17 protein-coding genes are annotated in these 13,301 nt (G+C 30.9%); 5 read left to right on the top strand and 12 right to left on the bottom strand.

The annotated features are described in order from the left end of the window. Window positions 1-102 precede the first annotated feature (102 nt). The 4 genes from EXD82_RS04980 to accB are packed head-to-tail and all read right to left on the bottom strand — an operon-like array spanning window position 103 to window position 3,826. Window positions 103-1,044 (bottom strand): acetyl-CoA carboxylase carboxyltransferase subunit alpha, encoded by a 942-nt coding sequence (locus tag EXD82_RS04980; RefSeq protein WP_142535815.1) that lies wholly within the window; start codon window positions 1,042-1,044, stop codon window positions 103-105. An 18-nt stretch (window positions 1,045-1,062) separates the two neighbouring features. Beyond that, window positions 1,063-1,968 carry an acetyl-CoA carboxylase, carboxyltransferase subunit beta gene (gene accD, locus EXD82_RS04985; protein ID WP_142535816.1) on the bottom strand — a complete coding sequence of 302 codons (906 nt, stop codon included), beginning with the start codon at window positions 1,966-1,968 and terminating at the stop codon, window positions 1,063-1,065. Window positions 1,969-1,979: 11 nt separating this feature from the next. Then, window positions 1,980-3,338 (bottom strand): acetyl-CoA carboxylase biotin carboxylase subunit, encoded by a 1,359-nt coding sequence (accC, locus tag EXD82_RS04990; protein ID WP_142535817.1) that lies wholly within the window; start codon window positions 3,336-3,338, stop codon window positions 1,980-1,982. An 11-nt stretch (window positions 3,339-3,349) separates the two neighbouring features. Next, window positions 3,350-3,826 (bottom strand): acetyl-CoA carboxylase biotin carboxyl carrier protein, encoded by a 477-nt coding sequence (gene accB, locus EXD82_RS04995; RefSeq protein ID WP_142535818.1) that lies wholly within the window; start codon window positions 3,824-3,826, stop codon window positions 3,350-3,352. Between the two features lie 196 nt (window positions 3,827-4,022). Between accB and EXD82_RS05000 the strand changes: the two genes are divergently transcribed. Continuing rightward, window positions 4,023-4,304, top strand: a complete 282-nt coding sequence (locus tag EXD82_RS05000) for a hypothetical protein (protein ID WP_246082009.1) — start codon at window positions 4,023-4,025, stop codon at window positions 4,302-4,304. A 68-nt stretch (window positions 4,305-4,372) separates the two neighbouring features. Here EXD82_RS05000 and EXD82_RS05005 read toward each other — a convergent pair whose 3' ends face one another. Genes EXD82_RS05005 through EXD82_RS05015 form a run of 3 tightly spaced genes read right to left on the bottom strand, consistent with a single transcriptional unit; the run spans window position 4,373 to window position 6,390 of the window. Then, on the bottom strand, window positions 4,373-4,867 hold the full coding sequence (locus tag EXD82_RS05005; protein ID WP_142535819.1) for a cyclophilin-like fold protein: 495 nt from the start codon (window positions 4,865-4,867) through the stop codon (window positions 4,373-4,375). After that, window positions 4,864-5,835, bottom strand: a complete 972-nt coding sequence (locus EXD82_RS05010) for an alpha/beta hydrolase (RefSeq protein WP_142535820.1) — start codon at window positions 5,833-5,835, stop codon at window positions 4,864-4,866. Before EXD82_RS05010 ends, EXD82_RS05005 begins: the two co-directional genes overlap by 4 nt. A gap of 18 nt (window positions 5,836-5,853) precedes the next feature. After that, window positions 5,854-6,390 (bottom strand): flavodoxin family protein, encoded by a 537-nt coding sequence (locus EXD82_RS05015; RefSeq protein WP_142535821.1) that lies wholly within the window; start codon window positions 6,388-6,390, stop codon window positions 5,854-5,856. Window positions 6,391-6,503: 113 nt separating this feature from the next. Here EXD82_RS05015 and EXD82_RS05020 point away from each other — a divergent pair, with 113 nt between their 5' ends. Then, on the top strand, window positions 6,504-6,941 hold the full coding sequence (locus tag EXD82_RS05020) for a MerR family transcriptional regulator (protein ID WP_142535822.1): 438 nt from the start codon (window positions 6,504-6,506) through the stop codon (window positions 6,939-6,941). A 65-nt stretch (window positions 6,942-7,006) separates the two neighbouring features. Here the strand turns inward: EXD82_RS05020 and EXD82_RS05025 are convergent, their stop codons facing one another. Continuing rightward, the gene (locus EXD82_RS05025; RefSeq protein ID WP_142535823.1) at window positions 7,007-7,867 is read right to left on the bottom strand and encodes a YitT family protein; all 861 of its coding nucleotides are present in this window, start codon (window positions 7,865-7,867) and stop codon (window positions 7,007-7,009) included. A gap of 535 nt (window positions 7,868-8,402) precedes the next feature. Between EXD82_RS05025 and EXD82_RS10495 the strand changes: the two genes are divergently transcribed. The 3 genes from EXD82_RS10495 (at window position 8,403) to trmB (ending at window position 9,743) form a co-directional block, all read left to right on the top strand. Next, window positions 8,403-8,537 carry a hypothetical protein gene (locus EXD82_RS10495; RefSeq protein ID WP_281282225.1) on the top strand — a complete coding sequence of 45 codons (135 nt, stop codon included), beginning with the start codon at window positions 8,403-8,405 and terminating at the stop codon, window positions 8,535-8,537. Between the two features lie 145 nt (window positions 8,538-8,682). Next, the gene (locus EXD82_RS05035; RefSeq protein WP_142535825.1) at window positions 8,683-9,006 is read left to right on the top strand and encodes an iron-sulfur cluster biosynthesis family protein; all 324 of its coding nucleotides are present in this window, start codon (window positions 8,683-8,685) and stop codon (window positions 9,004-9,006) included. A 92-nt stretch (window positions 9,007-9,098) separates the two neighbouring features. Further along, window positions 9,099-9,743 carry a tRNA (guanosine(46)-N7)-methyltransferase TrmB gene (gene trmB / locus EXD82_RS05040; protein WP_142535826.1) on the top strand — a complete coding sequence of 215 codons (645 nt, stop codon included), beginning with the start codon at window positions 9,099-9,101 and terminating at the stop codon, window positions 9,741-9,743. 75 nt (window positions 9,744-9,818) lie between these two features. Here the strand turns inward: trmB and EXD82_RS05045 are convergent, their stop codons facing one another. The 4 genes from EXD82_RS05045 to aroA form a co-directional block, all read right to left on the bottom strand. Beyond that, on the bottom strand, window positions 9,819-10,397 hold the full coding sequence (locus tag EXD82_RS05045) for a YdcF family protein (protein WP_174919167.1): 579 nt from the start codon (window positions 10,395-10,397) through the stop codon (window positions 9,819-9,821). 202 nt (window positions 10,398-10,599) lie between these two features. Beyond that, entirely contained in the window at window positions 10,600-10,896 is a 297-nt protein-coding gene (locus EXD82_RS05050; protein WP_142535828.1) for a chorismate mutase, read from the bottom strand. Beyond that, window positions 10,889-12,001, bottom strand: a complete 1,113-nt coding sequence (gene aroC / locus EXD82_RS05055; RefSeq protein WP_142535829.1) for a chorismate synthase — start codon at window positions 11,999-12,001, stop codon at window positions 10,889-10,891. Before aroC ends, EXD82_RS05050 begins: the two co-directional genes overlap by 8 nt. Further along, window positions 11,994-13,292, bottom strand: coding sequence for a 3-phosphoshikimate 1-carboxyvinyltransferase (gene aroA / locus EXD82_RS05060; protein WP_142535830.1), 1,299 nt, complete (start codon window positions 13,290-13,292; stop codon window positions 11,994-11,996). Before aroA ends, aroC begins: the two co-directional genes overlap by 8 nt. Window positions 13,293-13,301: the final 9 nt, after the last annotated feature.

The following is a 13,301-nucleotide window of genomic DNA, read 5'->3' on the forward strand; positions in this document are numbered from 1 at the left end:
TCCTTTCTGATAAGCAATTCATTTGACTATATGATTATAACACTTGGATAAGTATTTTTTCAATCTTATGAATCATCAGCTTACAGCACATATGGTAATTTACTAGAAATACATTCCTATCTTTCTGAACTTATTATATCTATGAGCAGCAAGTTCATCTCCACTCATTTTGCTATATATTTCAAGTTTATCCAATATATATTTTTTGATTTTTTCGGCAACTGAATCTACATCCATTTGAGCACCACCAACAGGCTCTTTTATTATCTGATCTATTATACCAAGTGTATATAAATCTCCGGCTGTCATCTTCATAACATCACATGCCTCTTTTGATTTTGATGAATCTTTGAATAATATACTTGAAAGTCCTTCAGGTGATATTACAGAGTAAACTGAGTTTTCAAGCATGCATACATCATTTCCTACACCTATTCCAAGAGCTCCTCCACTGCCACCTTCTCCTGTGACTATACATATAACAGGAACTTTTAATGTACTCATTTCCATAAGGTTCCTTGCGATTGCTTCCCCCTGACCTCTTTCTTCAGCTCCAAGTCCACAATATGCTCCAGAAGTATCTATGAATGTTACTATAGGTCTTTTAAACTTTTCCGCCTGTTTCATCAATCTAAGAGCTTTTCTATATCCTTCAGGATTTGCCATACCAAAATTTCTTTTTATATTTTCCTTTACGTCATTTCCTTTCTGGTGACCGATAAAAGTTACATTGTACTTTCCAATTTGAGCAAGGCCCCCTACAAGGGCAGGATCATCGCCAAACAATCTATCTCCATGAAGTTCCATAAAAAATGATGATATTCTCTTTATATAATCAAGAGTTCCAGGTCTTTTTATATCTCTACTTATACTTACTCTATCGTATGGAGTTATATTTTCAATCCGTTCTTTTTTTACTACTTCAAGCTTTTGTCTAAGTGTATCTATTTTATCCGATAAATCTATATTGTTTGACTCTGATATTTCTATAAGCTTATCAATATCACGTTTTATATCTTCTATTTTTTTATCCAAATCAGACATATACTTCCTCCTTCGCATCTAATTATCTACTTTATGCATAGAAAGTATTCTGTAAAGAACTTCTTTCATATTTTTTCTTTCAACAATCATATCCAAAAATCCATGTTCAAGCATGAATTCTGCAGACTGGAAACCTTCAGGTAATTTCTGTTTTATTGTCTGCTCTATTACTCTCTTTCCTGCAAATCCTATAAGAGTTCCAGGTTCAGATATTATTATATCTCCAAGCATAGCAAAACTTGCTGTAACACCACCTGTTGTAGGATCAGTAAGCACAGCAATATATGGAAGACCTTTTTCCGAAAGTTTTGCTGCAGCCCGCGAAGTTTTTGCCATTTGCATAAGAGAAACAAGCCCTTCCTGCATTCTAGCTCCTCCAGATGCAGTACATATTATAACAGGCATATTATGTTCTGCTGCAAATTCCATAGCAAAAGTAATTTTATCACCAGTCACTGAACCCATACTTCCCATCATAAATTCAGGATTCATAACACAAAGTACTGTTCTTATCCCATTTATTCTTCCGGCTCCTGTTATAACCGATTCATCTTCTTTTGAAGATTCTCTGTATTTTTCTATCTTTTCCTTATATCCAGGGAATTTTAATGGATCCTTAAATTCTGATTTACTATTTATTTCTATAAAACTTCCTTTATCTATTATAAGATCTATTCTTTTTCTTGCTTTTAGTCTATGATGCTTACCACATTCCGGACATACGTAAAGATTTTCTTTGAAATTTTTTCTGAAAATTCTTTTCCCACAACCTTCACATACAATCCAAAATTGATCATCGACACTATTCTGAGCAAAGTTATCATTTATAAAATTATCATGGTCTTCCAAATTCTTTTCAGCCATTTTTTTCACAGTAGTGTATTTATCTTCTTTTGCAGTCGAAGATAGAAATTTTTTCAGCATTACTTACACCTCTATTCTGCACTGAAATACTTTAAAAATTCATTTTCTATATACTTTGTATGGTGTGTATCATTAACAAATCCGTCACTGTTTATAAGTGCACTCTGAAAATCTATATTTGTTTTAATACCTTCTATTATTATTTCGTCCAACGCTCTGTCCATTCTTCTTATACAGTCTTCTCTTGTATCAGCCCAGCAAATAAGTTTTCCTATCATTGAATCATAGATAGGTGGAATTGTATATCCGGAATAAACAAATGTGTCAAATCTCACTCCAAATCCACCAGGCACGTTTATTTCATCAATTGTTCCTGGACAAGGAGCAAAATTAAGCCGTGCATTTTCAGCATTTATTCTGCATTCGATTGCATGTCCTCTGAATATAATATCCTCCTGTTTTATAGGCATTTTTTCGCCGGAAGCAATCTGTATCTGAAGTTTTATCAAATCAAGTCCTGTAACCATTTCTGTGACAGGATGCTCAACCTGTATTCTAGTGTTCATTTCTATAAAATAAAAATTTTTATTTTTATCTACTATAAATTCTACTGTACCTGCTCCTGCATATCCCACGCCTTTTACAGCATTAACCGCTGTTTTATAAAGTTTATCTCTCTCCACTTTGTTTAAATAAGGACTAGGAGATTCCTCTATAACCTTCTGATTTCTTCTCTGCATAGAACAGTCTCTATCTCCTAGATGAATTGCTTCTCCATACTTATCTCCAAACACCTGAACTTCTATATGTCTTGGATTCTCTATGAATTTTTCCATATATAAATCGCCATTTCCAAATGCAGAAAGAGCTTCTGATGATGCCATATCAAATGCGTTATCTATTTCTGATTCAGATGAAACAATTCTCATTCCTTTTCCGCCGCCACCGGCTGAGGCTTTTATAATAACAGGATATCCTATTCTATCAGCTTCATTTCTGGCCTCTTCTTTTGATTTAATTACAGAGTCAGAACCTGGTACTACTGGAACCCCTATTTTTACCATAGTTTCTCTTGCCTTTGCTTTATCTCCCATAAGTAGCATCTGTTCTTTTGTTGGCCCTATAAAAATTATCCCGCTTTCCTCACATTTTTCAGCGAACTCAGGATTTTCTGATAAAAATCCAAATCCGGGATGTATAGCATCACATTTAAGTTTTTGTGCAAGATATATTATATTATCTATGTTGTTATAACTTTTATTTATATTATTTGGACCTATGCAGATAGATTCATCCGCTATAAATCTATGAAAGCAATCCTTATCTATTTCTGAATATATAGCAACAGTTTTTATTCCCATTTCTTTGCAGGTTCTGATTATTCTTACTGCTATATCTCCTCTATTTGCAATTAATATTTTTTTAATCAAAGTTATACCTCCTATTTTGACGTTCTTATTTTAAAAAGTGGCCGATTATATTCAACCAGAGATTCATTTTCTACAAGAATATCAATTATTTCTCCATCTACATCACTTTTAATTTCATTCATAAGCTTCATTGCTTCAAGTATACATAATGAATCACCTGTTTTTACATGATCTCCTATCTTTACAAAAGGCTGTGCATCAGGCCCTGGCGAAGTATAGAATGTTCCCATAAGAGGAGATAATACTGTAAATATATTATCATCATTTTCATATACATCTATTTCTTTTTCAGCACTAGGTATATATTCTGATTCTTTCTCTATATATTCATTATTTTCTACTTTTGATGATTTATTATTATCTGATACAGAAGAAATCATCCCTTCTTTTGATACTTCTATTTTCATTTCATTATTTTCTATTTTTACATATTTCAAGTCTGTAGAATCTATAACTCTAAGCAGATCCTTTATTTCACTAAAATTCATATTTTTCCTCCTTAGTATTATTACCTGGTTATAATATTATATCATATATTCAGGTATGATAAAAGATTTATCTAATTCTGTCAATACTATAAATTAATATTATCTCCATCACATAATCTTATTTATGTAATACTTGTATATTTTTATTTAATCTAGTATACTTTCTAATAACGCAATTATTTTTCAGGAGGTGTCTATGTTGGCAGCTACAATAGAATTTATCATGAGAATAATATTTGTTATTCTTATTTTTATATGGGCAGGTAAAATACTAATTTTCAGGACAGATAAACAGGTTGTTGTAAATCCAGTACTACTTGTTATATCAGCTATTCTTGCTATACTTCCATCTGCTGGTATTGGAGCAACTTTCTTTGGAATATCAGTTATACACTTAAGAATTATTCTTTATTCCATATCTTCAATAATAATCGTTCGGGCACTTTACTCTATGAGAAAAAGAAATGCTATATTTTAGCCTTACAATATAAATAAAAATGCGACATCACTTTTTAATGATGTCGCATTTTTATTTATATGTGGTATTTATTCAAAATAAATTTCTATTATTTTTTCATCATCATCTAATAAATCTGTTAATTCTTTATTAGAAAAGCCTGAAATTTTACCTAATTTTGTATAACTCCATGAATTGTTACCGAAAAAAAGTACCAATTGATTTCCTGAATACAAAACAATATCTCCAGGACTGGCTTTCATATGTTTATCATCACTGTTAAAGGTTTTTGGTAGTTTGCCTACTTGTTCGAAATTATCATACTTTGAAGTTTTTATTTTTATTCTTTTGCTTTTAGCATACATAGCTATCTCTTTAACAGTTTTATTATTTTCCCATAATATATCCACTTTTTTTCCATCAATAAGCATATGAAGGTTATCTATATAATCCATCTCTTTTCCTCCATCTGATATTATTTTTGAATTAGTTTTTTCAATATCTGAATTATCCTCTAAATTTTTACATCCCGAAAATAGAATCATAAATAAAATTAGTATTGAACTTATAATTATACTCTTCATTTTAAATACTCATCAAAGAAAGACTTCATTTTGTCAAATGGTATAATTTCCTTTTGATCATATAAATCTACATGATTAGCTCCAGGTATAATCAATAATTCCTTATTATCACCTTTGAGTTTTTTAAATACATCCTTGCTGAAATAACAAGAATGAGCCTCTTCTCCATGAATAAGTAATACTGCTGAACGTATTTCATCACAGTATTGTAGTATTGGCATATTTATAAATGAAAGAGACGATGTAATGTTCCATCCATTATTTGAGTTAAGAGAACGTATATGATAACCTCGTTCAGTTTTATAATAATCATAATAATCTTTTAAAAATTGTGGCGCATTTTCAGGAAGAGGGTCAACAACTCCACCCGCAAGAGCATAACTTCCTTTTTTATAATCTTCTGTTCTTTGCTCATTCATAAATTTTTTCTTCTGATATCTTTGTTCTTCACTATCTTCACTATCAAAATATCCTTTTGCATTTACACGGGACATATCATACATTGTGGATGCTACAGTGGCTTTTATACGCGTATCAATTGCTGCCGCATTTATTGCCATTCCACCCCATCCACATATTCCTATAATTCCTATACGTTCTGGATCAACATCAGGATATGTAGATAAAAAATCAACCGCAGCACAAAAGTCCTCTGTATTTATATCCGGAGAAGCTACATATCTTGGATTTCCACCACTTTCTCCTGTGAAAGATGGATCAAACGCTATAGTTAAAAAACCTTTTTCTGCCATTGTCTGTGCGTATATCCCTGATGATTGTTCTTTTACAGCACCAAAAGGTCCACTTATTGCTATTGCTGGAAGTTTTTCAGTAATATCTTTTGGTATATACATATCAGCAGTAAGTGTAATTCCATATCTGTTATGAAATTGTACTTTTTTATGATTTACTTTTTCCGATTTTTCAAATGTCTTATCCCAATCTTTTGTTATATTAATATTTTCCATTTTTATACCTCCTCAGTTTTATACTGTTTTTCCTAGCTCATATGCCTGTTTAAGAATTTCATTACCTTTGATGTCGTTTATATCGTTTACACCCCCTGCAAATACAGTTCCTGATATTTTTGCTCTTTCAAAACAATCTACCCATCCCTGAATAGCTTTTTCTACGCCATCAAAGGTTCCTGTTCCATTTTCAGCTGCTGTTGCTAAAATATATATATCATTAAATTTATAATCTGTTCCAAATAAAGGATTTGCTCTATCAAGCATCGTTTTTAACTGTCCTGAAACACTATAATAATAAACTGGTGTTGCAAAAACAATAATATCCGAATCGTGCATTTTTGATGCGATTTCTACTGCATCATCATCTATCACACAATGTTTGATCTTTTGACATGCAAGACATCCTCTACAGAATGAATACTGTTTTTCTCTTAAATATATTGTTTCCACTTGGTTACCTTTTTCTAATGCTCCATTTGCAAATTCTTTTACAAGAAGCTCTGAATTGCCATTTTTTCTTGGTGATGAAGAAATTATTAATATTTTTTTCATTGTCAAATACTTCCCTTCTATTGATTTGTTTTTTCTTTTCTGATATATTAACGATAAGACATAAAGCTGACTTTAGGTCAATACTTTTCAACAAATTTATTAGGAGGTTTTTCATGTATACTATCGGTCAGATTTCAGAAATGTTTAATATTCCAATCTCTACACTTAGATATTATGATAAACAGGGGTTATTTCCACACATGGAGAGAGAATCCGGTATTAGAAAATTTACAGAAAATGAAATAGAAGCTATCAGAGTAATAAATTGTCTTAAAAAATCGGGGCTGGAGATAAAAGATATAAAAAAATTTATGGATTTATGTCTTGAGGGTCCAAAGAGTTATTCGAAACGTCTTGAATTATTTAAAAATCAAAAGGAAATAGTTGAAGAAGAAATAAAACATATGAATAAAGTTTTGGATATGATTAAATTTAAATGCTGGTATTACGAACAAGCTATTCGTTTTGGAAACGAAGAAGATGTTGTTGATATGATACCCGAAAAACTTCCTTCTGAAATTAAGGATTCATACAAGAATTCTCATGAATAAATACTGATTATTTAATATTACAAACAAAGGCATAGTTAATAACTATGCCTTTTGTCTAAAAATATTTATTGGATTTCTTTGAATCCATTTCCAAGAACTTCGTGAACATCTGTGACTATTAAAAATGCGGTAGAATCTACCTGTTTCACTAATCTTTTAAGTGCTGTTTCCTGTCTTTTCTGATTTAATACAACAAGAAAAACGTCTTTGTCATTATTTGTATATCCGCCTCTTGCATTAAATATAGTAAGACCTCTATTAAGATCAGCTGTTATACGAGCTCTAAGCTCTTCAGGTTTTTCGCTGATTATAAAATATGCTTTAGAACTTTCAAATCCTTCCATGACAATATCAGCAATTTTTACAATAACAAGAAGAGCAACTCCAGAATAAAGAGCTGTTTCTATACTATGATTTACTATCCCAGAAGATATAACTACTAAACCATCCAAACAACTCATAAACTGTGTCGGTTTTAAGTTAGGAAATTTCTTACTAAGAACAAGTGCTATAAGATCTGTTCCTCCAGTAGAAGCATCCGCCTTGAACATTATTCCAAGAGCAAGCCCAACAAGCACCCCACCTGCAAGAGCTGAAAGTAATACATCATTTGCAAGATTCATTCTTGAAAGTCCATCTGTAAGCTGTAGTATAATTGAGAAAACAACTGTACCGAACAATGTTTTCATTGAGGTTTTCATTCCCATTATTTTTATTGTACAAAGTATAAGTGGAACACATATTACAAGCATAATTACAGAAACATTTACACCTGTTACCTTATTAAGAACTACTGATAGTCCACTAAGTCCACCTGGAGCTATTGTATGAGGCTTTAGAAATGCATTTATTCCAACACTCATTGAAATACATCCAAGTATAAGACCTAAAGTCTCAAATATAACTGTTTTCTTATTTTCAAACATGTATAATCCTCCTATATTCTATTATCATTATAATCTAATACTATTATATCATAAAAGATAGCAGGTGTATTCCTTTGTTACAAAAGTTTTATATATATTTTTTTGTATTTATTAATAATAAATCAAGATATAATTAATTTTTAAAATATTTAAAAATCAGAAAAGTCTGCTTATACCGTAAATATTAATAGTTTTTTTCTTATTATCTCAATTTGTTTATTATTTTTTTCTATACTGTGATATAATAAGTTAGTACATGATGTTTAGAGTTATCCATCGTGGGTATCTATACATTATAACAATCATATAGATATTTAATATAATAAATCGAAAGGAGATAACATAGATGAAAGTAACAGTACCAGAAACAGCAGTGGAAACACTAAAATCTATACTAGAAGAAAATCAGGATAAACCAAATAACATAAGAGTATTTTTCCAGGGAATGGGTTGAGCCGGTCCATCTTTTGGTCTAGCTTTAGATCAGTTAGAAGAATCAGACCTAACTCACGAGGTTGATGGACTTAACTTCATAATGAGTCAGGAAGAATTTGATGCTTATGGAGATATAGTTATACAGGATACTGGATTTGGATTTAAAGTTGTTCCTGAATCAATGGTTGGAGAGTCTTGTGACTGTAACAGCGGTTGCTCAGGATGCTGCAGCTAATATAAAAATTATGAACCGGATTTACCGGTTCTTTTTTTATGGTTTTAATTGTTTTTTGTTATATACATATAGATATTGACTATTTCTTTATTTATGTCCCTTGATGATATAATTTATATATAATAAATATTTGGGAGGATATAAAATGAAAGTAACAATTCCAGAAACAGCTATAGAGACTTTAAAATCCATACTAGAAGAAAATCAGGATAAACCATCTAATATAAGAATTTTTTTCCAGGGTGTTGCATGTAGTGGACCATCATTTGGCTTAGCTTTGGATGAAATAGAAGATGGTGATATATCTTTTGAAACAGATGGACTTAAATTTATTATGAGCAACAAAGAATATGAAGTCTATGGAGATATTCTTATAGAAGATACTGGATTTGGATTCAGAGTTATACCTGAATCAATGGCAGGTCAGTCTTGCGATTGTAATGGTGGTTGTTCAGGCTGCTGTAGTTAAATTTGATTCTATGACCGGATTTTCCGGTCTTTTTTATTGTCTTTATTCGTGGTAATATAATTAGTGAAAATAAATCAGAACAGGAGAAATTTATGAGAAGAAGAAAGAAAAAAGGAGCAGATTTAAAGCTTCTTAGTTATACCGATTATGTTTTTAGAGACAATATAGAAGCTATGTCTGGTAAATGGCATGAAAAGTTTAAAAATGATAATCCTATATATATAGAAGTTGGTACTGGTAAGGGACAATTTATAACAACACTAGCCAAGAACAACCCTAATATAAATTTTATTGCAATGGAAATAAAGGAGGAGGTTCTTCTTCACGCTGTAAGAAAGGCCGTTGAAAATAATCTTACAAATATATTTTTTATATGGGGAGATGTTCAGAAGCTTACTGACTATTTTGCTGAGGGTGAACTTTCAAGAATATATATTAATTTCTGTGATCCATGGCCAAAAAACAGATGGGCAAAAAGAAGACTTACACATTCAGGTTTTCTTGAAAGATATAGAAAATGCCTGGACAGTAATGGAGAAATACACTTTAAAACAGATAATGAGAAACTCTTTGAATTCAGCCTAAACGAAATTTCTCAGAATGGATGGATGCTTAAAAATATATCTCTTAATCTTGCAGAAAGTGATTTCGAGGGAAATGTTACTACAGAATACGAGGATAAATTTATGTCCATGGGAATGAAAATATATAGATTAGAAGCTAAATCAATAAGATAAAATAAAAATTCTGAAATAAAATAGTCCATCATTACTTATATCTAAATAATGATGGACTATTTTTATAAGCTTATTTTAAATTGCAGCAATTGTATATGCTTTTATAACTGCAAAAAATTCTCTGGTATACATTACAGGGATAAGTATTTTTTCAGAACTCCGAGTAAAAAATGAAATTTCTTTATATCCTGCTCTTTTTGCATATAATGAACTTCTAAATGTATGAAAATCTGTAGTGACAGCAGTTACTTTTATATTTGATATGCTTTTATTGGAATCATTCTCTATTTTATCCTTCGAAAATAAAAAATTCTGTTGTGTATTTACTGATTTATCTTCCTTTATAATTCTATTTTCATCTATTCCCTTGGATACAAGATATCTCTTCATTGCTTCCGCTTCAGATATTCTCTCTCCGTCTCCTTTGCCCCCGGAAACTACTATTTTGCATTTGTTATTATATTTTGTTGCATATTCACATGCCCGTTCAAGTCTTCCCTTTAATGTAAGCCCTGGCTCCTTACCTACAACTCTCGCTCCTAGAACAATAATATAATCTGATTTAGTTGTAGTTTCTTTCGGGTAGGATACTATTTTAAATTCTACAAAAGAAAACATGATAAGAAATACTGATATAATAATATTTATAAGCATTTTTATACCCTTCTTTCCGTCAATCAACTTAAACAGATAGTAGTATACCATTAAGAGAGTACCCAATATAAAGAAGAAAAAGCTGAAAGCTACTCTATTCATGACAAAATAAGTTAATATAAAATATAAATATGATATACATGATATATAAACAGGTATTTTTTTTATTTTTTCTCTCATGATATGTTCCTTAGTTAAATTATTATTTTATTTTGTCCTTTTGTACTTCTTTACTTATATTCATGAGTAGATTCATGAGTTCTTTCGCATATTCTGAATACTCCATATTTTTTAATTCCGATAAGGCTTTTTTTATAACTTCCTCTTCTCTTTTCCCTTGAAGTATATTCATTTTATTTTCTTTTTTATATTCTGCAACCTTTACTGCAACTTCAATTCTTTGTTCAAAAAGATTTATAATCTGTGAATCAATCAAATCTATTTCTTCTCTATATTTATCAAGAGATGTTTCAATATTTATTTTATTGGGGTTACACATAATTCATTCCTCCCTTTATTTTTTCTGCTTCAAGAAGCATATCAAGAACGGCTATTGCAGCTGCTGACTCCACAACGGGTATTGCCCTTTGGACAATACATGGATCATGTCTTCCCTTTATAGATATTTCTTCATTATCCATAGTTTCTATATTTACACTTTTCTGTACTTTTGATATGGAAGGAGTTGGTTTTACAGCTACTGTAAATAAAATAGGCATTCCATTTGTAATTCCTCCATTGATTCCACCGTTTCGATTTGTAAGAAGTTTTATTTCCCCATTCTCATCTGCATAAATAGCATCATTACATTCAGAACCATATTTTTCACTCATCATAAATCCTTCTCCAAACTCTATTCCCTTTACTGCAGGTATAGAAAACATTATGTGTGAGATTACAGATTCCACTGATTCAAACATAGGATCTCCTATTCCTGCAGAAATTCCTGTAACAATACATTCTATTTTTCCGCCTACAGAGTCACCCTCTTCTCTTGCTTTATATATTATCTCTTTCATACCTGATTCTACACTCTGATCTATAACTGGAAATTCTGAATTTATAAGCCTATCCATTCGATTACAGTCTATCTCTTCCTGTAAAAATGATTTATCATTTATATTCTTTATCGATTTTATATGTGACGATATTTTTATTCCGTACTGATTTAGAATATGTCTGCATACAGTACCTGCAAATACTATAGGAGCAGTTAATCTTCCAGAAAAATGTCCACCACCTCTATAATCGTTAAATCCTCTATATCTTACATATCCAGTATAATCCGCATGCCCAGGCCTGAATATATTTTTCGTTCTCCGATAATCCCCTGACTTTTTATCTGAATTTTTTATTATAGCACATAAAGGTGTTCCTGTCGTTCTTCCTTCAAATAAGCCACTTATTATATTTACTGAATCACTTTCATTTCTTGATGTAGACATTCTGTTTTTTCCAGGACGTCTTCTTTCCATCTGTTTATTAATATAATCCATATCAAGTTTAATTCCTGGTAAAATTCCATCTATAGTTACTCCTATTGCTGGACCATGTGATTCTCCAAAAACAGATATTTTTATATTTCTTCCCCATATACTACTCATAGATAATACCTCCCAGTTTTTTGAAATCATCAAAAAAGTTTGGATAAGATTTTGAAATACATTCAACATCTCTGATATATATTTTTTCTTCACATAAAGTTGCTGCTATTGCCAGCATCATGCAGATTCTATGATCTTTATGACTCCATACTTCACATCCACCTTTAAGAGAGTTTACACCAGTTATAATTATACTATTTTCCTTTTCTGTAATATCAGCTCCAAGTTTTGATAGTTCAGAACATACCGCATGTAGTCTATCACATTCTTTAATTCTTAATCTTCCAGCATTTATTATTTCTGTTTTTCCATTTGCAACAGATGCACATACAGATAAGATAGGTATAATATCCGGACAATCCGATGCATCTATTATAGTGGATTTAAGTTCTGAATTAGTATACATATTTATACCTTCTCTATCTATATTTATTGATGCACCCATATTTTTAAGTATGTCTATTACTATTCTATCTCCTTGAATAGATTCTTCCTTCAAACCCTCAACAGATATACTATTACCGATTGCTCCAGCACAAAGGAAAAATGCTCCCTGTGAAAAATCCCCTTCGACACTGTATCTATCTTTTGAATATCTCTGATTTCCCTTTATTATAAATTTCTTAAAATCTATATTTTCAATTTCTATACCAAAATCTTTTAAAACTTCAAGTGTTATAGATATATAACTTTTTGATTCTATAGTTCCTGTTACATTCAATATAGAATCTCCATCTAAAAGAGGTAGCGTAAAAAGAAGACCTGTTATAAACTGAGAGCTTATATTTCCTGGTATAGTGTATTCTCCAGGCTTTATAAATCCATCTGTGACAAGTGTATCCTCTCCATATTCATTCTTTTCATATTTATATTTTATATTACTTTTTTCAAATACATCAAAGTATACATCTAGCGGTCTTTTCCCCAAATTCCCTCTCATTATAAAACAATTTCTTTTGTTTACTACAGAAGCTGCAGGAATCATAAATCTAAGTGTTGAACCTGACTCGTTACAATCTATTATATTCAGTTTGTCCTTAGATAAATTATCTTTTATCTTATTCAAAAATAGACCTTTTATTTTTATATAATGATCAAATATATCTACCTCTGCTCCAAGAGACTTTACAGCCTCAATAGTTGCTTTTATATCATCAGATATAGATACATTATCTATAATACACTCGTTTTCTGAAAAAGCCGCGCACATTATCGATCTATGAGCAAAACTTTTTGATGACGGTATTTTTACACATCCATTTAAAACTCCTGGTTTTATATATAAATTCACAAATCTACC

Source organism: Peptacetobacter hominis, from assembly GCF_006861675.1.
GTDB classification, from domain to species: domain Bacteria; phylum Bacillota; class Clostridia; order Peptostreptococcales; family Peptostreptococcaceae; genus Peptacetobacter; species Peptacetobacter hominis.

Coding starts and splice junctions, on each gene's coding strand:
- aroC (WP_142535829.1), bottom strand. CDS start 12,001: ATGAGTAGTATATGGGGAAGAAATATAAAAATATCTGTTTTTGGAGAA.
- EXD82_RS05035 (WP_142535825.1), top strand. CDS start 8,683: ATGAAAGTAACAATTCCAGAAACAGCTATAGAGACTTTAAAATCCATA.
- EXD82_RS04980 (WP_142535815.1), bottom strand. CDS start 1,044: ATGTCTGATTTGGATAAAAAAATAGAAGATATAAAACGTGATATTGAT.
- EXD82_RS10495 (WP_281282225.1), top strand. CDS start 8,403: ATGAGTCAGGAAGAATTTGATGCTTATGGAGATATAGTTATACAGGAT.
- accB (WP_142535818.1), bottom strand. CDS start 3,826: ATGAATTTTAGTGAAATAAAGGATCTGCTTAGAGTTATAGATTCTACA.
- accD (WP_142535816.1), bottom strand. CDS start 1,968: ATGCTGAAAAAATTTCTATCTTCGACTGCAAAAGAAGATAAATACACT.
- EXD82_RS05010 (WP_142535820.1), bottom strand. CDS start 5,835: ATGGAAAATATTAATATAACAAAAGATTGGGATAAGACATTTGAAAAA.
- EXD82_RS05015 (WP_142535821.1), bottom strand. CDS start 6,390: ATGAAAAAAATATTAATAATTTCTTCATCACCAAGAAAAAATGGCAAT.
- EXD82_RS05050 (WP_142535828.1), bottom strand. CDS start 10,896: ATGTGTAACCCCAATAAAATAAATATTGAAACATCTCTTGATAAATAT.
- EXD82_RS05020 (WP_142535822.1), top strand. CDS start 6,504: ATGTATACTATCGGTCAGATTTCAGAAATGTTTAATATTCCAATCTCT.
- EXD82_RS05025 (WP_142535823.1), bottom strand. CDS start 7,867: ATGTTTGAAAATAAGAAAACAGTTATATTTGAGACTTTAGGTCTTATA.
- EXD82_RS05005 (WP_142535819.1), bottom strand. CDS start 4,867: ATGAAGAGTATAATTATAAGTTCAATACTAATTTTATTTATGATTCTA.
- EXD82_RS05000 (WP_246082009.1), top strand. CDS start 4,023: ATGTTGGCAGCTACAATAGAATTTATCATGAGAATAATATTTGTTATT.
- trmB (WP_142535826.1), top strand. CDS start 9,099: ATGAGAAGAAGAAAGAAAAAAGGAGCAGATTTAAAGCTTCTTAGTTAT.
- EXD82_RS05045 (WP_174919167.1), bottom strand. CDS start 10,397: ATGCTTATAAATATTATTATATCAGTATTTCTTATCATGTTTTCTTTT.